Genomic DNA, 21,317 nt, shown 5'->3' with positions numbered 1-21,317 from the left:
CGTTATGGTCACGCTCGGGCGCGCAATGAATCGTTCGATGCTACCCGAACGTACGCGGTGCTGCCGCGCGGCGTTTAGTAGTCCGCGATGTGCCGTGTGTCAGCCGATGTCAGGAGTCAGTGGCGGCGTGCGAGCCGCAGGCGTGCATCCTCGCGCGCGACGGGCGACAGCTCGGGCGCGTAATGGAACGTGCCCGCCACGAGCGACGCGACCGGCACGCCGTCGCGGAACAGCACGCGATTGCCGGCCAGCGCGGGCACCTTGTCGCCGGGCAACAGCGTGCCGGCAAGGTTCAGCGGATCGGCGCCCGTCACGCATACGTACTGGCCGTCGCCCGGTTGGCGACGCAGCTCGCGCAGGACCGGGATCGCTTCCGGCAGCGCGAACTGCTCGCCCGCGAGCCCCGCGACGAAGCGGCCGCCGCGAATCTCGCCGCGCGCTTCGAGACGTTGCAGCACCCGCACGAGTTCGCGCCAGCTCGGCAGCCAGTCGGCTTCGCGTTCGAGCAGCCGCCAGAACACCACGCCATAGCGGCGCAGCAGCGTCCACGCGATGTGTTCGAGCGCATCGGGATCGGTCGCGGGCGCACCGCGCTTCGGTGCCGCGGTTGGCGCATCGTCCGGTGGCGACATGCGTTGCACGAGCGCCCAGCGGCCGGCGTCGTCCATCCCGCCGATCAGTGCGCCACCGCGCCGCGTGCGCGGCGCATAGGTCGCGCTGCGCTTGACCGCGGGCTTCAACAGCGCGCGCAACCCGGCGAAGCTGTCTGCATTCACGAGGCCGGCCGACACGAGTTCTCCGAGCGCCTGCTCGAGTTCGACCGGCAGCATGTGCAGTTCGTCGAGCAGCGCGTCGAAGAACATCGCGCCGTGTGCGGCAAGTGCATCGCGCACCTGCGTCGCACGCGCGGATAGCGCCGGCTGCGCGTCCGGGTCGCGCAGCGCCTGCCATGCGCCGAGGTGGCGGCGCGGCAGCAGCACGACCGGCGTCGTTTTCACGGGCGTGCCGGCCGCGCGCGCCGGCGCGCCGATGCGGGTCCACACGAGTTTGCCCGAGCGGCACAGCTCGTCGAGGCCGCCGGCCGTGTAGTCGGTCAGGCGCGCGGGCAGCAGCGCGTCTTCCCATGCGCTCGCCGCGGCTTCGTAGCCTTCGAGCTGCTCGACGACGGCCGCGAGCGCGTCGCGGCCCGCGCCGCGCGTGTCGGGTGTCAGGTGCTGCCAGTGGAACAGGAAGCGCATGAAATCGGCGCGCTCGACCGGTTCGATCTCGCGGCGCAGCCGCTTGACCGTGTAGCGATGAATGCGCGCGAGCAGGTGGCGTTCGCACCATTCGTCGGTCGTGGCGCCCGGCGTGAAGCGGCCATGCATCACGTAGCCTTCGCGCTCCAGTGCGGCGAGCGCGGTCGCGATCGCCGCGGACGGCAGGCCGAGCGGCCGCGCGATGGCGTCGAGCGTCGATGGCCCGAAGCCGGTGAGCCGCGCGCGGATCACGTCGACGAGCGCGGCATCGGCTTCCCAGGGTTGCGCGCACGCGGCCGGCACCTTCAGCGCGGGCGCGACGCGTGCGTCGGGATGCAGCGCGCGCATGCAGACCAGCCGTTCGACCGGCACCCACAGCACGGCGCCGTCCGGCGTGACGAATTGCGTCGCACGACGGCGCTCGGCCAGTTCCGCGAGCCGTTCGGGCCAGCCTTCGTGCGCGTGCGCTTCGCCGTCGGCGACGCACGCGAGCGTGAGCAGGGCGTCGTGCATTTCGTCGGCATCGCGTACGAGCGGCCACGCTTCGTCGCGCACCGCATCGATGGCATCGGCGTCGAGCGCGCCGAGATCGTCGGCCGATTCGGGATCGCTCCAGCGGCGCGACTGCACGGCCTGCGTGCGGCGCTCCTCGAGCGGCGCGTCGTCGAGGAACGCATAGGGCTTCGCGTTCAGGATCTCGGCCGCGAGCGGCGACGGCGCGGGCAGGTCGCGCGCGATCAGTTCGATCGCGCCGCTTTCGATCCGGCGCAGCAGCGCGAGCCAGCCGTCGGTATCCATCGCGTCGTGCAGGCAATCGTCGAGCGTCTGGTCGACGAGCGGATGGTGCGGAATCTCGCGTTCGCCGACGACGTTCTCGACGCACGCGACCTGGTCGGGGAACACGGTCGCGAGCAGGTCGTCGCTCTTCATCCGCTGCAGTTGCGGCGCGGTGCGCCGGCCGCCGGTGAAGCGCGGCAGCGCGAGCGAGGTCGTCGCGTTCCAGCGCCAGCGCACGCCGAACATCGGCGCGTCGAGCAGCGCCTGCACCAGCACGTGCTCGGCGCTCGCCGAGCGCAGGTAGCGCCACACTTCGTCGAGCGCGAAGCTGTGCGCGAGCGACAGCGAAAGAATGATCGCGTCGTCGGTCGCGGCGGCCTGCAGCTCGAAGTTGAACGTGCGGCAGAAGCGCTTGCGCAGCGCGAGCCCCCACGCGCGGTTGATGCGGCTGCCGAACGGCGAATGGATCACCAGCTGCGTGCCGCCCGATTCGTCGAAGAAGCGCTCCATCACGAGCGTGTCCTGCGTCGGCAGGGCGCCGAGTGCTGCGCGCGTGCGCGCGAGGTAGTCGGCGATCTGGCGGGCCGCATCGGGCGACAGGCGGAGATCGTCGACGAGCCAGCGCAGCGCCGGCGCAAGGCGGCTTGCGGGCGGGGCGATCGCGGTGCCGGCGGGATCGCGTCGCGAGTCGGCCAACGCGTCGGCTTCGGCGGCCGCCTTGCCGGTTTTGCCGCGCGTGCCCGTCTTGCCCGCTGCGTCGTCGTTCGCGCGTTTGCGTGCTCCGGCCTCGGAGTGCCGATCGCCTTCGGCGAACAGCCCATCGAGCCGCGCCCGCAGCCGGCCGACCGCCGCCGACAGCTCGTCGCTGCGCCCAAGCCCCTCGCCGAGCCAGAACGGAATGCCCGGCGCTTGACCTTGCGCGTCCTCGACGCGAACACGGCCGGTTTCCACGCGAATGATCCGGTAAGACTGATTGCCGAGCTGGAACACGTCGCCCGCGAGGCTCTCGACCGCGAAATCCTCGTTGACGGTGCCGACCTGGATACCCTGCGGTTCGAGCAGCACCGCGTAGTCGGCCATGTCGGGAATCGTGCCGCCCGACGTCGTCGCGGTCATCATCGCGTTGCGGCGCCCGCGCACCGTGCCGCCGACCACGTCGCGATGCAGGTACGCACCGCGCACGCCGCGGCGGCTCGTGAAGCCTTCGGCGAGCATCTTCATCACGTCGTCGAAGCGTTCGCGCGACAGGCGTGCGTAGGGCGCCGCGCGCGTGAAGCTCGCGTACAGCGCGTCCTCCTGCCATTCCGCACAGGCGACTTCGGCGACGATCTGCTGCGCGAGCACGTCGAGCGGTGCCTCGGGAATCCGCAACGCGTCGAGCTCGCCGCGTTGCACGCAATCGAGCAGCGCCGCGCATTCGACCAGCTCGTCGCGCGACAGCGGGAACAGGCGGCCCTTCGGCACGCCGCCGACATGGTGCCCCGAGCGGCCGACGCGCTGCAGGAACGGTGCGATCCCGCGCGGCGAACCGACCTGGCACACGAGATCGACGTCGCCGATGTCGATGCCGAGTTCGAGCGACGCGGTCGCGACGAGCAGCTTCAGCTCGCCGCGCTTGAGCCGCTGTTCGGCGTCGAAGCGATGCTCCTTCGCGAGACTGCCGTGGTGGGCGGCGATCGCGTCCTTGCCGAGACGGTCGGCGAGATGGCGCGCCATGCGTTCCGCGGTGCGCCGCGTGTTCACGAACACGAGCGTCGTGCGATGCGCGGCGGCAAGCGCGGCGATCCGGTCGTACACCTGTTCCCACACGTCGGTCGCCATCACCGGCTCGAGCGGCACGTTCGGCAGTTCGAGCGCGAGGTCGCGTTCGCGCGTGTGACCGGTGTCGACGATCGTGCATTCGCGCGGCGCATCGGCCGGGCCGCCGACCAGGAAGCGCGCGACCGCGTCGATCGGTTTCTGCGTGGCCGACAACCCGATGCGCGGCAACGCGCGGCCCGTCAACGCGTCGAGGCGTTCGAGCGACAACGCGAGGTGGCTGCCGCGCTTGGACGACGCAAGCGCGTGGATCTCGTCGACGATCACCGAACGCACGTTCGACAGCATCTGCCGCCCCGACGTGGACGACAGCAGCACGTACAGCGACTCGGGCGTCGTCACGAGGATGTGCGGCGCGCGCTTGCGCAGCGCCGCGCGTTCGGCCTGCGTGGTGTCGCCGGTGCGCACGGCGGTGCGGATCGCCGGCACCGGCAGGCCGAGCTGCGCGAGCGAGTCGGCGATGCCGGCGAGCGGCGCGTCGAGGTTCACGTGGATGTCGTTCGACAGCGCCTTCAGCGGCGACACATAGACGACGAGCGTCGCGTCGGGCAGCGCGCCGTCGTGCGCGAGCGCATCGCGCACGAGGTCGTCGAGCGCGCACAGGAACGCGGTGAGCGTTTTGCCGGAGCCGGTCGGTGCGGCGACGAGCGTCGACCGGCCGGCCTTGATGTGCGGCCATGCGAGTGCCTGCGCGCCGGTCGGCGCGGCAAACGTGCGGCGGAACCACGCGGCGACGGCCGGGTGGAACACGTCGAGCGCGTGGGCGGGGCGGGTGGCTGTGACGTCCATCGGAGCGTTGAAATGGGGTGCGAGCGCGCGGGCGGCCGCGCGCGAATCGTCAGTGTGCCAGACGTCGCGTGCGCGTGCCGGGCACCGCGCGCGCGGGGGACCGCGCGCCGGAGATTCAGATGAGGCGCGGCGCCGGCATTTCAACGGGCGTGCGTGAGGACCGGCACGCGTGCGTTCGCGGGTGCCGGATCGGGAGAGGGAAGGAGTCGGGTTCGACGTGGGCGGGGCGGGTGCGGCGCCCGGCCGCGACGACATGCAACGACAAGCAAAGATACGCGCCTGCGCGCCACGACGTGTCACTACACGCGATGCAGCCAGCCGAGCCAGTGTTCGAGGAACGGCGCGCGCGTCCACAGCGATTGCGCGAGCCACAGCGTGCCGCCCCAGGCGGCGGCCACGACGATCAGGTCGCAATGTCCGCTGTTCCACAGGTTCAGCGAATGGCGCCGCCAGATCCACGGCACGCCGAGCGGATTCGGCCAGTCGGCGAGCAGGTGCATCACGCCGCCGCACGCGAAGCCGAACAGCGGCGCGGCCCACAGCGGATGCGGATGATGCGTGAGCCCGTGCCAGCCCAGCGCAAGCAGCGCGATCCAGCCGATGCCCCAGTGCGTGATGGTGCGGTGCGTGATCCACAAGCGGCGCTTGCGGGTCCACCACGCGACTTCGAGCCAGTCGGGCGCGGTGCCGCCCGCGACGCCGGCCGCGAACGCGGCGAGCAGGCCCGCGTGCCAGGGGCCGGTCGCGCCGGTTTGCGCGACGAGGACGGCGGCGGCGACGCCGGCCGCGAAGCCGGACGCGTGATGCGCATTGTGTGATGCCATAGGAAACGAGACGAAGAAGCGTGAAGCGGCCGCGGACGAGCGCGAACGATCGGGCGCGAAAGCGGGGCGCTATCTTCTCAGATCGGCCTGCGCAGCGGGCGGTTCGATCGCATTTTTTTACATGTGCCGGAGCCGCGCAAGCGGCGCGTGCAGTGAATCTCCGATTGCGCGGTGCGCTGCGAATCCGCCGCATGCCATTTCGACTGATCCGTCGGCCCATTTTTTGCTCCGCCGTGTGACCGACCGCACACGATCCACGGCAATTCGTAGTGTGCGGCGAGTTTTCCGGCCGCATTCCCCGATTCACTACGAAACCGGCATAGGGCCGACCGTGCGTCAGCGGCTATAAGCGGATCAGGGGCTATTTCCAGCCCGCCGGAGACCTACATGGGGGACATGCAATGACTATGCTGAATCGCTTCAAATCATCCGCCGTCATGCTCGCGACGGTGGCCGGCATCGGCTTCCTGCCGAACTCGCCGGCCTATGCGAAAGGGCCGCAGCCGGCGGTCCTGACGAGCTCGGCGGTCGCGGTGGCCGACAAGTACAGCGCGGATGCCGCCGAGCGGATCTTCAAGGAGGGCGGCAACGCGATCGACGCGGCTGTCGCGATCGCGTTCACGCTCGCCGTCACGTACCCGGAAGCCGGCAACATCGGCGGCGGTGGCTTCATGACGATCTACAAGGACGGCAAGCCGTATTTCATCGACTATCGCGAGCGCGCGCCGCTCGCCGCGACGAAGGACATGTATCTCGACAAGGACGGCAACGTCGTCAAGGGCATGAGCCTGTACGGCCCGCGCGCGGCCGGCGTGCCGGGTACGGTCGCCGGCATGTGGGAAGCGCAGAAGCGTTTCGGCAAGCTGAAGTGGAAGCAGGTGCTCGCGCCGGCGATCCACTATGCACGCGACGGCTTCGTCGTCGACGAGCAGCTGGCGCAGCGCGGCGTCGACGCGTCGAAGGAATTCGGCGGCAAGACCAATTTCGACAAGTACTTCGCGTCGATGAAGGCCGGCGCGAACTTCAAGCAGCCCGATCTCGCCGACGTGCTCACGCGCATCGCGAACGACGGCGCGAACGGCTTCTACAAGGGCAAGACGGCGCAGCTGATCGCCGCGTCGATGAAGACCGGCGACGGCAACGGGCTGATCACCACCGAGGATCTCGCGCAATACCGCGCGGTGTGGCGCCAGCCGGTGCAGGCGAAGTGGAACGGTTACGACGTGATCACCGCGCCGCCGCCGAGCTCGGGCGGCATCGGCCTCGTGCAGCTGCTGAAGATGAAGGCCGATCTCAAGCAGGACTTCGACGGCGTGAAGCTCAACTCGCCGCAATACATCCACCTCGTCGCCGAAATCGAGAAACGCGTATTCGCGGATCGCGCGCAGTATCTCGGCGACCCCGACTTTTACAAGGTGCCGGTCGCGCAGCTGACCGATGACGCGTACATCGCGAGGCGCGCAGCCGAAGTGAGCCCGACGCAGATCGCCGACACCAAGAGCGTGCAGCCGGGCCTCGGCACGTCGATGCCGGAGAAGGCGGAGACGACCCACTTCTCGGTCGTCGACAAGTGGGGCAACGCGGTGTCGAACACGTACACGATCAACGGCTATTTCGGCTCGGGGGTGATCGCCGACGGCACCGGGATCGTGCTGAACGACGAGATGGACGACTTCTCCGCGAAGCCGGGCGTCGCGAACATGTTCGGCGTGGTCGGCAGCGACGCGAACGCGATCGAGCCGAAGAAGCGTCCGCTGTCGTCGATGTCGCCGACGATCATGACGAAGGACGGCAAGGTGTCGCTCGTGATCGGCACGCCGGGCGGCTCGCGGATCTTCACGTCGATCTTCCAGGTGATCAACAACATCTACGACTTCAGGATGCCGTTGAAGGAGGCTGTCGGCGCGATGCGTTTCCACCATCAGCTGCTGCCGCCGAACACGATTTTCTGGGAACCGTACCACCCGATCGAAGGCGAACTCGCGAAGCAGATCGAGGCACGCGGCTACACGCTGACGGGGCAGGACTTCAGCGGCGACATCCAGGTGATCAAGATCGACGGCAGGACGCCGGAGGCGATGGCCGATCCGCGTGGGCGCGGGGTCACGCGGATCATTCGGTGACGTCGAGTAGCGGGTGAGTGAACGCGTGCGCGAAAGCGGTCGCGCACGCGGTTGCGCGGCCGGCATGCAGTCCGGTGCCGGCCGGGCAGCCGCGTCGGATGGCTCGGACGCGCGGTGCAACGCGCTCAGGCGGTGGCGCGGATGAATCCGGCGATCCGGTCGGTCACCGCGTCGGGCGCATCCTCGAAGCAATAGTGCCCGACGCCGGCCAGCCGCTCGACGGGCGCCGACGGAAACAGCGCAGTGAACAGCGGCAGGAAGTGCTCGGCGCCGAGGGTGCGATCGGCGTCTCCCCAGATCGCGAGCGCGGGCTTGTCGCGTATCGCGCGTACCGCTGCCGCATCGGGCTCCTCGAATCGACGCGTGCCGTCGGCAAATCCGCGCGCCCATCCGATTGCGCCCAGACAATCGGCCGGCCGCGCGAACGGCGCGCCGTACGCGGCAATCCATGTCTCGGTGACGATCGCGTGATTCTCGAAACCGTTGAGCTTCAGCGTACTCAAGATGTTGAAGCCTAGCTGCCCGAGCACCGTTTCGAGCGTGTCGTCTGCCGCCGCGCGCACGATCCACTGGAACCACGGTGCGTCGCGACCGTTCGCGGTCAGGCGCTCGACGAGGTCGGGCTGACCGAACGGCGTCGGCCCGTTCGCCGACACGATGCGCCGGATCCGGTCCGGATGTCGGGCCGCGAGCCCCATGCCGACCGGGCCGCCGAAGTCGTGCATCACGAGCGTCACGCGCTCGAGGTCGAGCGCGTGAACGAAGCGCTCCAGGTTGTCGATATGGTCCTGCAACCCGTAGCTGCGATCCTGCGGCGTCGCGCTTTTGCCGAATCCCATGTGGTCGGGCACGACGATGCGGTGTGTCGGGCTCAGTGCCGCGATCAGGTGGCGGAACAGGTAACCCCAGGTGGGCTCGCCATGCAGGCACAGGACCGTTTCGCCGTCGCGCGGGCCTTCATCCACGTAGTGCATCCGGAAACCGGGTGCGTCGCTGAAGTGCGGAGCGAATGGAAAGGTGCCGTCGAACGTGGCATCGGATGAAATCATCGGGCGCTCCTTCGTATGGTCGTGAATGGTGGTTTCATGTTGAAACCATTTCGGAGCGTAGGCGACGAGGTTTCAAGTTGCAACTGAATGAGTGATCAGGATACGCTCGAACGCCTCGGCGACGGGATGACTTCAGATAAGAAAAATTGGAAATTCGGCAGTTTTTAGCCTCGAGGTGCGTGAGCCGACAAACCAATTCCGATGACGAACCCGGTTTCGCTCGCGCTCCTCGAACAGTGGATGCAGGGCGATTGATTCTCAGTATTGTTGGTTTTATAGTGAAACCTTATTTGTCAACCGAGCCCTCCGCGGTTCAACCTGCATCGATGACCAGACGAACCACCCACGAAGATTCCCCTTGCGGCGTTGCCCGCCCGCTGGATGCGATTGGCGACTGGTGGTCGCTGCTGATCGTCCGCGATGCGTTCGACGGGCTGCGCCGTTTCGGCGAATTCCAGAAAAATCTCGGCCTGGCGAAGAACATCCTGGCCGCGCGTTTGCGCAACCTCGTCGCGCACGGAATCATGGACATGGTGCCGGCCGCGGACGGCGGCGCGCATCACGAGTACGTACTGACCGAAAAGGGGCGAGGCCTGTTTCCGCTGCTCGTCGCGCTGCGGCAGTGGGGCGAGGATTTCTTCTTCGAACCGGACGAGGCGCACGTGCTTCTCGTCGACCGCAAGACCGGCTTGCCCGTCAGGAAACTGGAGCTTCGCGCGCAGGACGGCCGCGTGCTCGGGCCCGAGGACACGGTCGTGCTGCCGCCGCCCGGTTGATGCATCGCCAGCGGGCGGGCGTCACCGCCCCAGTGGCGTATGTGCGCGCCCGTTCTGCTCGGGAGCGGTTAGACCGCGTTCGAGTACGATCTCGGCGAGCGCGCGGCCCGGATTCCGCTTCAGAGGGGCGGATCGACCCCTTTTTCATCAAATTGACGCGAGACGCTGGGATAATGGTGGTGTTTAGCTGCGTCAATTGAAGGAAGGAGGCCCCATGGGCGATAACGATACCCGCACCGAGACCGACGACTTCACCGATACGGCATCGCTCGAATCGCGCCAGCGCCGTTTTGAGGAAGACCTCGTCGACGCGTACGACGAAGAGCTCGAAATGGAGCTCGACGACCGCCGCTTCGACAACGACGAGGATCTGCTGTTCTCGCCGGAGCGCCGCGAAGCGCGCAAGCAGTATTTCCGCGAGCTGTTCCGGCTGCAGGGCGAACTCGTGAAGCTGCAGGACTGGGTCGTGAGCACGGGGCACCGGCTCGTCGTGATTTTCGAGGGGCGCGACGCGGCAGGCAAGGGCGGTGCGATCAAGCGCATCACGCAGCGCCTGAACCCGCGCGTGTGCCGCGTGGCGGCGCTGCCGGCACCGAACAATCGCGAACGCACGCAATGGTATTTCCAGCGCTATGTCGCGCATCTGCCGGCCGGCGGCGAGATCGTGCTGTTCGATCGCAGCTGGTACAACCGCGCAGGCGTCGAGCGCGTGATGAATTTCTGCACCGACGACGAATACGAGGAGTTTTTCCGCTCGGTGCCCGAGTTCGAGAAAATGCTCGTGCGCAGCGGGATCCAGATCGTCAAGTACTGGTTCTCGATCACCGACCACGAGCAGGAGCTGCGCTTCCAGAGCCGGATCGAGGATCCGTTGAAGCAGTGGAAGCTGAGCCCGATGGATCTCGAGAGCCGCCGCCGCTGGGAAGCGTATACGGCCGCGAAGGAAGAGATGATGCTGCGCACGCACATCCCCGAGGCGCCGTGGTGGGTCGTGCAGGCGGTCGACAAGAAGCGCGCGCGCCTGAACTGCATCCATCACCTGCTGACCCAGGTGCCGTATCACGAGGTGCCGCGGCCGACGATCGACCTGCCGCAGCGCGAGCATCACGAGGACTACATTCGCCGTCCGACGCCGGACAGCATGATCGTCCCGGACGTTTATTGAGCGGTTCGGGTCGACTGCATCGACCACGGAGGCGCGCCGTGCAATGCGGCGCGCGTTACTCCCGGATCAGGAACGCGGCGCGGTCGCGCCCGGCGATCCAGGCGGGCGCACGGCCGCGGCCGCTCCAGGTGGCGCCCGTCGCCGGATCGCGATATTTCGTGCCCATCGTGAACAGCTTTGCGCGATCGCTGTAACCCTGCCCGAAGATTTCCCGCGCGGTCAGCGCATGGTCCGTCACGAGCTGGCGTACCTGCACCAGTGCCGCTTGGCGTTCATGGCGGCGCGCCGCCCGGATGCGTCGATCGAGTTCCGCGAGCTGGGCTTGCAGTTTTTGCAGTTGCATGCGTCCGATATCCCCGTAGCTGAATTCTGATTGTTGGCGATCGTTGGCGACGCGCGGTGTGCCGCATGTCTGCACGCCCGGCCAGGCGTTTGCAGGACGCGTCGCGAGGAACACGGGGGAGATTAAGTTTCGGCGCGCGGGTTTTCTATCGGACGCATCTGAATTTTCACGGGAATCTGTGTGAAACCCGTGGCGACGAGGCCGGGCGGGTTGCCCGATCCTCACAGGCCGGGGAAGCCCGAGCGCCCCTGCGTCAGGTCGAACAGTTCGGTCTTCGCCGCCGCCTCGGCCGTTTCCGGCAGCTTGATCACGAGCTTCACCGTCATCCCGTACGCGCTGTCCACCAGCGCGTAACCCGCCTGCTCGATCCAGCGGCGCACGCGCGCCTCGTCCGGGTAGCCGATTTCGATCGCGAACCGCGTGTGGCGAATGCGTTCGACGCGCTCGGCATCGAGCAGCGCCGACGCGATCGCGTCCGTATAGGCGCGCACCAGGCCGCCCGCGCCGAGCTTCACGCCGCCGTAGTAGCGGACCACCGCGCCGAGCACGCCGTCGAGATCGTGATGACGCAGCACTTCGAGGATCGGTCGGCCGGCAGTGCCCGACGGTTCGCCGTCGTCGGACATGCCGGACTGGCCGCCGGCGAGCAGGGCCCAGCACACGTGGGTGGCCGTCGGGTGTTCGTCGCGCAGGCGCTGCAGCGCCTGCATCGCGGCATCGCGGTCCTCGACGGGGATCGCGAACGCGATGAAGCGGCTCTTGCGGATCTCGAGTTCCCGGGTGTAGAGGGTGGCAAGCGAGTAAGTCATGTTCCGGGAAACGGTGAATGTATAAGAATCAAGGAGATAGGGGCTCCTGTGCGGCGCGCTTCCGATGGCAGGCGATGCATGCCGCAGTCAGGCCCGGCAGGGCGCCTGAACGGGATGAGCAACGGGTCACGACGGAATTTTACCGTGGCGCGTGTCGAGAGATTCGGCGCGGTTGCCGCGCCGGCCGCTCCGGAGCGTGAAAACGCGTGCGACGAACGCGACCGCCGGGTGACGATCGATCAATGGAGCGCTTCGCCCCGGGTTCAAACATCGGACGTGAAGCGCGGTCTGGACTTTCCGGAGGACGAAAGCGGAAAATCCGGAAGAAGGGGTTCCGTGCCTGGCAAGGGGGGACCTCGCGTGCGCCGGTTGGCTCGACGTGAGCGCGAAGCATCGTGCGCGGCGGAGGGTGTCGCGATCGCATGCGCAATCGATTCTCGTCGGCCACGGATGGCGGCTCGAATCGCGGCTCGAATCGCGGCGCATCTGCCGATGCACCGAACGAGTGTAGGCGAACCGCGATGCGTTGCGTAGCCGGGAGATGCAGAACATTGTGTTCTCGCAGGCCGAACGTCGAAGCGTCATTCCGTGCGCTAGACTCGTGCCGTCGATGCGTGCCGCCTGTCGCGCGATCGGGCATGACGGCGGCGTGCGTGTGCGTACCTGCATTGCGCGGGATGATTGGAAGGTCCGGTCGTTGTGATTCGGATTGCGAAGCAATGAAGAAGGCGGTTCATGTTCGGAAAGCGTTTGTATGCCCCGGCCCTGTTGATGGTTGCGCATGTGCCGATCGCATGCGCGCAGAGCAGCGTCACGTTGTTCGGCGCGCTTGACGTGGGACTGAGTTACGTCAGTAACGAAGGTGGCCACGGCAACGCGAAATTCGACGACGGGATTTTTACGCCGAGCCTGCTCGGCTTGCGCGGAAGCGAAGATGTCGGCGGCGGCTCAAAGGTCATTTTCCAGCTGGTCAGCCAGATTTCACCGGGTACCGGCGCGCTGATCGGCAATGGCCTGTTCGCGCGTACCGCTTACGTCGGTGTGCAGAACGACCGGCTGGGCACGCTGACGTTCGGCAACCAGTATGAATTCATGGCCGATACGCTGTTCTTCAGCGGCACCGACGCGGCGGCCGATGTCGCCGGACTGTACAACCTGCGCAACGGACCCTTTCGCAAGCTCGCGCTGCCCGGCAACCCGACCGGCGCGTTCGACTGGGACCGGATGGCGGGCAGTCAGCGTGTGGCGAACGCCGTCAAGTTCGTGAGCCCTGTCATCCATGGGCTGAAGGCGGGCGCGCTTTATGCGTTCGGCGGCGTGCCGGGCTCGATCGGCGCGGGCAATACGGTGAGCGCCAGTCTCGACTACGAGGCCGGACTGTTCGGCGCCGCCGCCGCGTACACCAACGAGAAATATGGCGCACAGCCGGGCTCCGTCGCGACGAGTGTGCGTAACTGGGGCGCAGGGGCGCACTACCGGATCGGACGGGCGAACCTGAGCGCGCTGGTGACGACCGTTCACAACGCTGCGTCCGGTGGCTCGGTGTGGATGGCCGAGTCGGGCGGTACCTGGCAACTCTCCGGTCCGGTCAGGATCGGCGCGGATTACATGTACATGAAGGGCAATGCGGCGCTCGACAACGACCACGCTCACCAGGTCACGGCGACGGTGCAGTACACGCTGTCGAAGCGAACGATGGTGTACGCGACCGGTGTGTGGCAGCGGGCAAGCAGCGGTGCCCGGGCGCAAATCAACGGTGTGATGGATCCGGATGGCGCGTCGTCCGGCGCGAACCAGGCCATTGCCCGCATCGGCCTTCATACGCTTTTCTAGCGGTGTGCACATCGCGCAGCCGGTATCGGCGGCGGTGCTCATGCAGCGCGAACGCTGCAGGGCGCGGCACCGGTATCGGCAGGAACGGGCCGGATCGGCCAACCGGAGGCTTGCTGTCTGATGCAGATACTTCCTGACCTCGAGGCGTGGGCGATTTTCGCGCACGTGCTCGAAACGGGCTCTTTCGTCAGGGCCGCGGAGGCGCTCGACCTCTCGCAGCCGACCGTGTCGAAAGCCATTTCCCGACTCGAGCGCCGGCTCGGCACGGCGCTCTTTTATCGAAACTCGCGTCAGGTTTCGCTGACGGCCGCCGGCGAAATCGCCAAATCGCGAGCGATTCGCATTCTCAGCGAAGCCGCGGCGGCGGAGAACGAGGCGTCGTCGCACGCGACGGAACTGCGCGGTCTGGTGCGCGTTGCCGTGCCGATGTCGTTCGCGAGCCGCCACGTCGCGCCGCTGATCCCTGCCTTTCTCGAACGCTATCCGCAGGTGGAGATCGACCTTTGCGTCACCGACCGCATCGTCGATGTGGTCGGCGGCGGGTTCGACGTGGCGGTGCTCATCGCGGAACTCGCCGACTCGTCGCTGCGGGCGCGCCGGCTCTGTGCGGTGAATCATCCACTGGTGGCTTCGCCGGCCTATCTGAAACGTTGGGGGCGACCGACGCATCCTCGCGACCTGGCCCGGCATGCGTGTCTCGTCTACACGGGGTTGGCGACGCCCGAGTTATGGCAATTCCGTCATGCGTGCGGAGACGCGTTCGCGGTCACGGTGCGCGGCATCATCCGCAGCAACAGCGCCGACGTGATCGTTCCAGCGCTGCTGGCTGGCCGGGGCGTCGCGTTGCAACCCGAGTTCGTCGTCAGGGACGCGTTGATGCGAGGCGAACTGGTGGACGTATTGCCCGAGTGGCGGATCGATCCGGTGGGCGTGAATCTCGTGACGCCGCCGAGCAGCTTGCGGCCGTTGCGCGTGACCGCGTTCCTGGACTATCTGGCGGAGCGCCTCGCTGCCGCGCCATGGGCGGTAGCCGGCGCGTGACGGGTCGTCGGTGCGGAACGTTGCAAAAACGGATTCGATGGGTTGCCGGACACCGCGTCGCTCCCCGCTGAATCCGGGGCGACGACGCGGCGCGCGGCGAGATGTCCGGCGTCGCGCGCACGCGCATGAAACGGTGGTCAGCGCGGGAAGGGAGGGTCAGGCGAGGCGAGACAGTTTGAAGACTTCCGAGCGCTCGACATTCTTCACGCCGTTGGCGTGGAAATTCAGGATGTGTGCGCCTTGCGTGTGATGCTTTTCGCGCAGGGCGGGATCTGCCCAATGTTCGACAAAAACGAACCGGCGCGGATCTTCGCTGTCGACATGCACCTCGTAGCGCAGATTGCCTTCTTCATTCTGCGACGGACCGGCAAGGGCGATCAGGTCTTCGCGCAATTGCGCCTCCTGCCCCGCCTTGGCGTACAGCACGGCGACGATATGAAGGTCGTTCATGGTCTGCTCCGGTAATGGGTCTGACGATCGGATCCGATCGAACGAATTATAGTGAGCCGGCCCGGCGCGATGCGCGAACATTGCGTTCCAAATCAGGAAACACCGGCGATCGGCGGCGAGCGCGCGGCGCCGTTCAGGTCTTTGTCAATTCACGCGAATTGCGTACGTTGCGAAACACGAGTTGCGTCATGGGTTGCAGCGGCGCGAGCGCGGCCTCGCGTGCTTTCTCGATCAGGCCGTGATGAGGCGACTTGCCGCAGACAGGATCGGTGAGGCTTGCATCGCCCGTCATCAGATACGCCTGGCATCGGCACCCGCCGAAGTCCTTCTTCTTCTCGTCGCACGACCTGCAGGGTTCGGGCATCCAGTCGTCGCCGCGGAAGCGGTTGAAGCCGAACGATTCGTACCAGATGTGTCGCAGGTCGTGATCGCGCACGTTCGGAAAGGCGATCGGCAGTTGCCGCGCGCCGTGGCACGGCAGTGCGGTGCCGTCCGGCGTGACGATCAGGAACAGGCTGCCCCAGCCGCTCATGCAGGGCTTCGGCCGCTCCTCGTAGTAGTCGGGCGTGACGAAGATCAGCCTGCATGGGTTGTTCGCAGCGGCGAGCTTCGCCCGATACGCGTTCGTGATGCGCTCCGCGCGCTCGAGCTGCGCGCGGGTGGGGAGCAGCGCCTGACGGTTCAGGTAGGCCCATCCGTAATACTGGCACGTCGCGAGCTCGACGTAGTCCGCGTCGAGCGCGATGCACAGCTCGATGATGCGGTCGATGTCGTCGATGTTGTGCCGGTGCGTGACGAAGTTCAGCACCATCGGATAGCCGTGCGCCTTGACCGCGCGGGCCATCGCGAGCTTGTGGGCGAATGCCTTTTCCGATCCGGCCAGCATGTCGTTGACCGTCGCGTCGCTCGCCTGGAAGCTGATCTGGATGTGATCGAGGCCGGCGCGGCGAAACGCCTCGATCTTCTGCTCGGTCAGGCCGATACCCGACGTGATCAGGTTCGTGTAGTAACCGAGGCGGCGCGCCTCGCCGATCAGTGCGGCAAGATCCGGACGGACGAGCGGTTCGCCGCCCGAGAAGCCGATCTGCACGGCGCCCATCTCGCGCGCTTCGGCCATGACCCTGAACCATTGTGCCGTGTCGAGCTCCGCGCCCTGGCTCGAGAAATCGAGCGGATTCGAGCAGTATGGGCACTGCAGCGGGCACCGGTACGTCAGTTCGGCCAGCAGCCACAGCGGCAATCCGGTTGCCGGCCGCGCGGCGTCGGGCGTCACCGGTTCACGCGAGTTCGATCCAGTGTTGGGCACGGGCGGTCTCCATGAAGTCCTCGACGTCGGTACCGAGTTCGGGCACGTCGGGGAATTGCCGTTCGAGATGCGCAACGATGTCCGCGACGGTGCGCGTGCCATCGATCAGCCCGCCGATCGCACTCGCGCTTTCGTTGAATCTGACCATGCCTTCGGGGTACAGCAGCACGTGCGCATGCTGGGCCGGCTCGAACTGGAAGCGAAAACCCGGCCGCCAGCGCGGCACGCGATTCCTGTCGAAATTCATGGTGCGATTCCCTTGTGCCAGACCGGCTGGTCGGTGACGGTGTGATAAGGCGGCCGATGCAGTTCGTAGGCCATCGACATCGCGTCGAGCATCGTCCACAGCACGTCGAGCTTGAACTGCAGGATGTCCAGCATCCGCTGCTGGCTCTCGTAGGTCGTGTAATGCCGCAGCGTGATGTCGAGCCCGTGCTCGACGTCGCGGCGCGCCTGACCGAGGCGCGTGCGGAAATACGCGTAGCCGTCCGGATCGATCCACGGGTAGTGGCGCGGCCAGGTGTCGAGGCGCGACTGGTGAATCTGCGGCGCAAACAGCTCCGTGAGCGAGCTGCTCGCAGCTTCCTGCCAGTTCGCGCGGCGCGCGAAATTCACGTAGGCGTCCACGGCGAAACGCACGCCGGGCAGCACGCGTTCCTGCGAGCGCAACTGCGCGCGGTCCAGCCCGACCGCTTCACCGAGCCTCAGCCACGCCTCGATACCGCCTTCGTCGCCGGCGGTTCCGTCATGATCGATCAGGCGCTGGACCCACTGGCGGCGAACCTCGCGGTCCGGGCAATTCGCGAGTATCGCCGCGTCCTTCAGCGGAATGCTGACCTGATAGTAGAAGCGGTTCGCGACCCAGCCCTGGATCTGCTCCCGGGTCGCGCGGCCTTCGAACATCGCGACGTGGTACGGGTGGTGGATGTGATAGAAGGCGCCCTTGGCACGCAGCGCCTGTTCGAACTGGGCGGGAGTGAGAGCGGGTTGGCTCATCGACGGTTCCATGACGTTGGGGACAGTGGAAGGGCGTGCGTCGTACCGCAATCGACGTCGTATGCATCACGATGCGCGTCGCGGCAGCGGGACCATGCGTTTTTTATAGCACGATGTCCATCCCGTCAAAGGCGACCTCGATCCCGCGCTGCCGCAATTCCGCGCGTTCGGGAGAACCTTCGTCGAGGATCGGATTGGTGTTGTTGACGTGAATCAATACCTTGCGCGGGCCCGACACCCGGGCCAGCACGTCGAGCATGCCGCCCGGACCGTTCAGTGCGAGATGACCCATTTCGCGGCCGGTGCGTACACCGACGCCGCGTCGCAGCATCTCGTCGTCGTCCCACAGCGTGCCGTCCACGAGCACGCAGTCCGCGTCGTTCATCCGTTGCAGCAGCGCGTCGTCCACCGTGCCGAGCCCGGGTGCATGGAACAGCGTGCCGCCGGTGCGGCGATCCTCGACGAGCAGGCCGATGTTGTCGCCGGGATGCGGATCGAAGCGATGCGGCGAGTAGGGTGGCGCCGCACTGCTCAGCGGCAGCGGCGTGAAGCGCAGGTTCGGGCAGGCCGGCACGGTGAAGCTGTCGCCGAGCACGATGCGGTTCCAGACCAGCCCGCCGTTCCAGTGCGCGAGCATGTTGAACAGCGGAAAGCCGCTGATGAGGTCATGGTGGACCATGTCGGTACACCACAGCTGCAGCGGACAGCCTTCGCGCAGGCTGAGCAGGCCGGCGGTATGGTCGATCTGGCTGTCCATCAGCACGACGGCGGCGATGCCGGTGTCGCGCAGCGCACGGCCCGGCTGCAACGGCGGGAAGGCTTGCAGTTGCGCGCGAATGTCGGGGGACGCGTTGCACAACACCCAGTTCGCGCCGTCGTCGGACAGCGCGATCGACGACTGGGTGCGGGCCTGCGCGTCGATCGTGCCCGCGCGAAAACCCGCGCAGTTCGCACAGTTGCAGTTCCATTGCGGAAAGCCGCCGCCCGCGGCGGATCCGAGGATGTGTATGAGCATGACGGTGCGACGAGGGGCCGGGGGGCGAAGCAAAGAAAAAGCCTCGGCAGGCCGAGGCTTTCCTTACCGGATGGCGTGCCCGAATCAGCGATTCGACACGTACATCGTGACTTCGAAACCGAGTCGCAGATCAGTGTAGGCAGGTTTGGTCCACATAGGAGAACTCCTTTGCAATGACGACTGACGACGAAGCGCGCCCGCGGACCTGCCGACATGTTCTACCCCAACCATCGGCGACGAGACCGTGCTGCGGCTTCACTACGCTATCACATTCGTGCGGTGGGCGGCCGGTACGAAGTCCGGTAAATCGCACGTTCACATCCTACCCGAACGGGTCGCACGAGCAAGTCAATCCGGGCATCGATGGCATTCCCGGTTTTCATTCATGTGCGCATCGCGCACGCATTGCCGACACCTGGTCGACAATGCGAACGAAACACCGCGATTGCGCATTGTTTGCCGGCCGGTGGCGCCTCTTTAATCGTACGAATCGACGCGTTGTGCGTGGGTGCCGGGCGGCGTTCCACCCGACACCGGCATCGTCAGGCCGGCTGCCTAGCTGCCCTGCAGCCGGATATCGCGCGACGACGCGCCGACATACACCGTCCCGCCCTGGACGACCTTCCAGCCGTTGCGCGACGTATCCCACACGCTCTGCATCCGCGGCGACACGATCACGCGGACATGCCGTGCCTCGCCCGGGTTCAGCCGGATCTTTTCCCAGCCGACCAGCCGCTTCGGCGGCTCGTCCTTGTACGGCACGCCGAGATAGACCTGCGGCGTTTCCGCGCCGGCGACGCGGCCGTCGTTGCGCACGGTAAACGCGACGCTCAGCGAGCCGTCCCGTTGCCGCGACACCGACAACCCGGAATACGCGAAGTGCGTGTACGACAGCCCGTGGCCGAATTCGAACATCGGCTTGATGTTGCGCGCGTCGTACCAGCGGTAGCCCATGTTCAGCTTCTCCGCGTAGACGGGGTCGTTGTCGAATGCGCCGCCTTGCCCCCACGTCGGCGAATCCTGGTCGCGCGCCGGGAACGTGACGGGCAGCTTGCCGGACGGATTGACCGCGCCGAACAGCACGTTCGCGATGGCCTTGCCGCCGCCTTCGCCCGGATACCACGCCTCGACGATCGCCGACACGTTGTCCTTCCACGGCATCAGCACCGGATTACCGCTCTGGACGACGACGATCGTGTGCGGGTTCGCCCGCGCGACCGCTTCGACGAGCGCATCCTGATTCGACGGATTCGCGAGGCTCAGGCTTTGCAGATCGCCGAAATCCTCGCCGGCCGGCTGCGCGACCACGACGATCGCGACGTCCGAGCGGCCCGCGAGCGCCGCGGCCTGGTCGATTTCCTGCTGCGTGTACGCGCGGAACGGCGACTGCTGGTCGCTGTTGCCCGCGAACGTGACCTGTGCCGCCGGCGCGAGCGCGCGGATCGCCGCGACGATCGGCACGTCGACCTTGAGCCACGGATTGCGCCACCAGCTGCAGCCGGTCGACGCCCCGAACGTCAGGCCGGCGCAGCCCGCGAACGAACCGGTGACCGGATCGCGCGTGTTGCCCGAGCCGCCGCCGGAAAGCACGGCCGCGTCGGCGTGGCCGCCGATCACCGCGATGCGCGACAAGGCCGCGGCTGCCAACGGCAACTGGTTGCCGTCGTTCTTCAGCAGTACGATCGACTGCTCGGCGACGCTCTGCGCGAACCGGTTCGCGGCCGCGAAATCGATCGTGCCGCCGCCCTTGGCCGGATCGTCCATCACGCCGACGCGGATCATCACCGCGAGCTTGCGGCGCACCATGTCGTCGAGGCGCGCGGTCGATACCGAGCCGTTCGCGATCGCCTGCTTGACGGCCGCCGGCGTCAGGTAGACCGACGGGCCGACGTCTTCTTCCTCGTCGAGCCCGGCGTTGATCGCGGCGGCCGTGCTGTGCGTGGCACCCCAGTCGGATTGCACCTGGCCCTGGAAGCCCCATTCGTTCTTCAGCACGTCGTTCAGCAGATGCGTGTTCTCGCACGCGTACGCGCCGTTCAGGCGGTTGTAGCTGCACATCACGCTGCCTGGCTGCCCGCGCTTCGCGGCGATCTCGAACGGCAGCAGGTAGAGCTCGCGCAGCGTGCGTTCGTCGATCTGCGTGTTGCCGCCCATCCGGCCATGCTCCTGTTCGTTGCCGGCATAGTGCTTGATGGTCGCGATGACCTTCTGCCGCTGCGTGGCGAGCGTGCGCTCCGCGAGCAGGTCGCCTGCGAGCAGCGGATCCTCGCCGAGATACTCGAACAGCCGGCCGCCGCGCGGCTCGCGCGCGAGGTTGGTGCCGCCGCCGAGACCCATGCCGAACCCTTGCGCGCGCAACTGGATCGCGACCTGCTTGCCGTAGTCGTACGACAGGCGGCGATCCCAGCTCGCGGCGACGGCGATCGTGGCGGGGAAGGTCGTGCTCGCGAGCGACGTGCTGCCGGAGCCGGTCGCGGAGTCGACCATGTTGAGATCGGGAATGCCGAGCCGCGGCACGCCCTGGATGTAGCCGGCACCGCCGTTCGGCACCTTCGACATTTCGTATTGCGAATGGATGAACTGCAGTTTCTCGTCGAGCGTCATCTTGCGCACGAGGAGGTCGGCGCGCCGCTGCGCGGCGGACGACGCGAATGCGTCGGCGGCGTCGCCCTGCGAATTGAAATCGGCGTTGCCTGCGTAGGCGGTGGTGCAGAGGGTCGCTGCCAGCACGACGGCCGGCCAGTGTTTGTCCCGCATGTTGCTCTCCATGATCGTATTGCCGGTTGTTCGGATGATGTCTGGAGCTGCGCACGTCCGGTGGATTCGCACCGGACGCATTCGGGTGGCGATGCAGGGTGGTTGCGCGTCGGCATGCCAGGCCAGGCGGGGAATCGTTACGGCCGGTTGGGCCCGATCGAACAACGCGGACGGCGACGCGGACCGTCCGACACTGCTGAATCGGATG

Annotated in this window: 17 protein-coding genes; 5 read left to right on the top strand and 12 right to left on the bottom strand. The window is 67.0% G+C overall.

The features are described from left to right. Positions 1–116 precede the first annotated feature (116 nt). Together U5A56_RS05815 and U5A56_RS05810 are read right to left on the bottom strand one after the other, a co-directional pair. A complete protein-coding gene (locus U5A56_RS05815) occupies positions 117–4,622 on the bottom strand; it encodes a DEAD/DEAH box helicase (RefSeq protein ID WP_321921315.1) in 4,506 nt (1,501 codons plus the stop codon). 299 nt (positions 4,623–4,921) lie between these two features. Next, positions 4,922–5,446, bottom strand: a complete 525-nt coding sequence (locus U5A56_RS05810) for a metal-dependent hydrolase (RefSeq protein ID WP_044842922.1) — start codon at positions 5,444–5,446, stop codon at positions 4,922–4,924. A gap of 401 nt (positions 5,447–5,847) precedes the next feature. On the opposite strand from U5A56_RS05810, the gene ggt reads away from it, so the two are divergent. After that, positions 5,848–7,569 (top strand): gamma-glutamyltransferase, encoded by a 1,722-nt coding sequence (gene ggt, locus U5A56_RS05805; protein WP_321921312.1) that lies wholly within the window; start codon positions 5,848–5,850, stop codon positions 7,567–7,569. Between the two features lie 125 nt (positions 7,570–7,694). Here ggt and U5A56_RS05800 read toward each other — a convergent pair whose 3' ends face one another. Next, positions 7,695–8,618 (bottom strand): alpha/beta fold hydrolase, encoded by a 924-nt coding sequence (locus U5A56_RS05800; RefSeq protein WP_321921310.1) that lies wholly within the window; start codon positions 8,616–8,618, stop codon positions 7,695–7,697. A 326-nt stretch (positions 8,619–8,944) separates the two neighbouring features. Here U5A56_RS05800 and U5A56_RS05795 point away from each other — a divergent pair, with 326 nt between their 5' ends. Next, positions 8,945–9,394 (top strand): helix-turn-helix domain-containing protein, encoded by a 450-nt coding sequence (locus U5A56_RS05795; RefSeq protein ID WP_321921418.1) that lies wholly within the window; start codon positions 8,945–8,947, stop codon positions 9,392–9,394. 214 nt (positions 9,395–9,608) lie between these two features. Continuing rightward, entirely contained in the window at positions 9,609–10,559 is a 951-nt protein-coding gene (gene ppk2, locus U5A56_RS05790) for a polyphosphate kinase 2 (protein WP_044842926.1), read from the top strand. 55 nt (positions 10,560–10,614) lie between these two features. On the opposite strand, the gene U5A56_RS05785 is transcribed toward ppk2, so the two are convergent. Both U5A56_RS05785 and U5A56_RS05780 read right to left on the bottom strand, forming a co-directional pair. Then, positions 10,615–10,902, bottom strand: a complete 288-nt coding sequence (locus tag U5A56_RS05785) for an H-NS family nucleoid-associated regulatory protein (protein ID WP_044842927.1) — start codon at positions 10,900–10,902, stop codon at positions 10,615–10,617. Between the two features lie 221 nt (positions 10,903–11,123). Next, positions 11,124–11,711: a YigZ family protein gene (locus tag U5A56_RS05780; RefSeq protein ID WP_321921308.1), complete on the bottom strand. Its 588-nt coding sequence runs from the start codon at positions 11,709–11,711 to the stop codon at positions 11,124–11,126. 735 nt (positions 11,712–12,446) lie between these two features. On the opposite strand from U5A56_RS05780, the gene U5A56_RS05775 reads away from it, so the two are divergent. Continuing rightward, positions 12,447–13,544 carry a porin gene (locus U5A56_RS05775; protein WP_321921306.1) on the top strand — a complete coding sequence of 366 codons (1,098 nt, stop codon included), beginning with the start codon at positions 12,447–12,449 and terminating at the stop codon, positions 13,542–13,544. A gap of 120 nt (positions 13,545–13,664) precedes the next feature. After that, positions 13,665–14,585, top strand: a complete 921-nt coding sequence (locus U5A56_RS05770; RefSeq protein ID WP_044842930.1) for a LysR family transcriptional regulator — start codon at positions 13,665–13,667, stop codon at positions 14,583–14,585. 156 nt (positions 14,586–14,741) lie between these two features. Here the strand turns inward: U5A56_RS05770 and U5A56_RS05765 are convergent, their stop codons facing one another. The 7 genes from U5A56_RS05765 to U5A56_RS05735 form a co-directional block, all read right to left on the bottom strand. After that, positions 14,742–15,035, bottom strand: coding sequence for a putative quinol monooxygenase (locus U5A56_RS05765; RefSeq protein ID WP_124484984.1), 294 nt, complete (start codon positions 15,033–15,035; stop codon positions 14,742–14,744). A 133-nt stretch (positions 15,036–15,168) separates the two neighbouring features. Next, a complete protein-coding gene (gene pqqE, locus U5A56_RS05760) occupies positions 15,169–16,341 on the bottom strand; it encodes a pyrroloquinoline quinone biosynthesis protein PqqE (protein ID WP_415749095.1) in 1,173 nt (390 codons plus the stop codon). Beyond that, the gene (pqqD, locus tag U5A56_RS05755; RefSeq protein WP_044842933.1) at positions 16,313–16,588 is read right to left on the bottom strand and encodes a pyrroloquinoline quinone biosynthesis peptide chaperone PqqD; all 276 of its coding nucleotides are present in this window, start codon (positions 16,586–16,588) and stop codon (positions 16,313–16,315) included. Before pqqD ends, pqqE begins: the two co-directional genes overlap by 29 nt. Further along, positions 16,585–17,337 (bottom strand): pyrroloquinoline-quinone synthase PqqC, encoded by a 753-nt coding sequence (gene pqqC, locus U5A56_RS05750; protein ID WP_044843142.1) that lies wholly within the window; start codon positions 17,335–17,337, stop codon positions 16,585–16,587. Before pqqC ends, pqqD begins: the two co-directional genes overlap by 4 nt. 103 nt (positions 17,338–17,440) lie before the next feature. Next, positions 17,441–18,352, bottom strand: a complete 912-nt coding sequence (gene pqqB, locus U5A56_RS05745; protein WP_321921303.1) for a pyrroloquinoline quinone biosynthesis protein PqqB — start codon at positions 18,350–18,352, stop codon at positions 17,441–17,443. Positions 18,353–18,436: 84 nt separating this feature from the next. After that, positions 18,437–18,508: a pyrroloquinoline quinone precursor peptide PqqA gene (gene pqqA / locus U5A56_RS05740; RefSeq protein WP_124485082.1), complete on the bottom strand. Its 72-nt coding sequence runs from the start codon at positions 18,506–18,508 to the stop codon at positions 18,437–18,439. 399 nt (positions 18,509–18,907) lie between these two features. Beyond that, positions 18,908–21,109, bottom strand: coding sequence for a glycoside hydrolase family 3 C-terminal domain-containing protein (locus tag U5A56_RS05735; RefSeq protein WP_321921301.1), 2,202 nt, complete (start codon positions 21,107–21,109; stop codon positions 18,908–18,910). Positions 21,110–21,317: the final 208 nt, after the last annotated feature.

It is taken from the genome of Burkholderia sp. BCC1998 (genome assembly GCF_905339875.1).
Lineage (GTDB): Bacteria > Pseudomonadota > Gammaproteobacteria > Burkholderiales > Burkholderiaceae > Burkholderia.
This window is presented reverse-complemented; position numbering and strand designations above follow the sequence as displayed.

Excerpts from the sequence above, each read along its gene's own strand:
- U5A56_RS05815 (WP_321921315.1), bottom strand. The coding sequence starts at position 4,622 with ATGGACGTCACAGCCACCCGCCCCGCCCACGCGCTCGACGTGTTCCAC.
- U5A56_RS05810 (WP_044842922.1), bottom strand. The coding sequence starts at position 5,446 with ATGGCATCACACAATGCGCATCACGCGTCCGGCTTCGCGGCCGGCGTC.
- ggt (WP_321921312.1), top strand. The coding sequence starts at position 5,848 with ATGACTATGCTGAATCGCTTCAAATCATCCGCCGTCATGCTCGCGACG.
- U5A56_RS05800 (WP_321921310.1), bottom strand. The coding sequence starts at position 8,618 with ATGATTTCATCCGATGCCACGTTCGACGGCACCTTTCCATTCGCTCCG.
- U5A56_RS05795 (WP_321921418.1), top strand. The coding sequence starts at position 8,945 with ATGACCAGACGAACCACCCACGAAGATTCCCCTTGCGGCGTTGCCCGC.
- ppk2 (WP_044842926.1), top strand. The coding sequence starts at position 9,609 with ATGGGCGATAACGATACCCGCACCGAGACCGACGACTTCACCGATACG.
- U5A56_RS05785 (WP_044842927.1), bottom strand. The coding sequence starts at position 10,902 with ATGCAACTGCAAAAACTGCAAGCCCAGCTCGCGGAACTCGATCGACGC.
- U5A56_RS05780 (WP_321921308.1), bottom strand. The coding sequence starts at position 11,711 with ATGACTTACTCGCTTGCCACCCTCTACACCCGGGAACTCGAGATCCGC.
- U5A56_RS05775 (WP_321921306.1), top strand. The coding sequence starts at position 12,447 with ATGTTCGGAAAGCGTTTGTATGCCCCGGCCCTGTTGATGGTTGCGCAT.
- U5A56_RS05770 (WP_044842930.1), top strand. The coding sequence starts at position 13,665 with ATGCAGATACTTCCTGACCTCGAGGCGTGGGCGATTTTCGCGCACGTG.
- U5A56_RS05765 (WP_124484984.1), bottom strand. The coding sequence starts at position 15,035 with ATGAACGACCTTCATATCGTCGCCGTGCTGTACGCCAAGGCGGGGCAG.
- pqqD (WP_044842933.1), bottom strand. The coding sequence starts at position 16,588 with ATGAATTTCGACAGGAATCGCGTGCCGCGCTGGCGGCCGGGTTTTCGC.
- pqqC (WP_044843142.1), bottom strand. The coding sequence starts at position 17,337 with ATGAGCCAACCCGCTCTCACTCCCGCCCAGTTCGAACAGGCGCTGCGT.
- pqqB (WP_321921303.1), bottom strand. The coding sequence starts at position 18,352 with ATGCTCATACACATCCTCGGATCCGCCGCGGGCGGCGGCTTTCCGCAA.
- U5A56_RS05735 (WP_321921301.1), bottom strand. The coding sequence starts at position 21,109 with ATGCGGGACAAACACTGGCCGGCCGTCGTGCTGGCAGCGACCCTCTGC.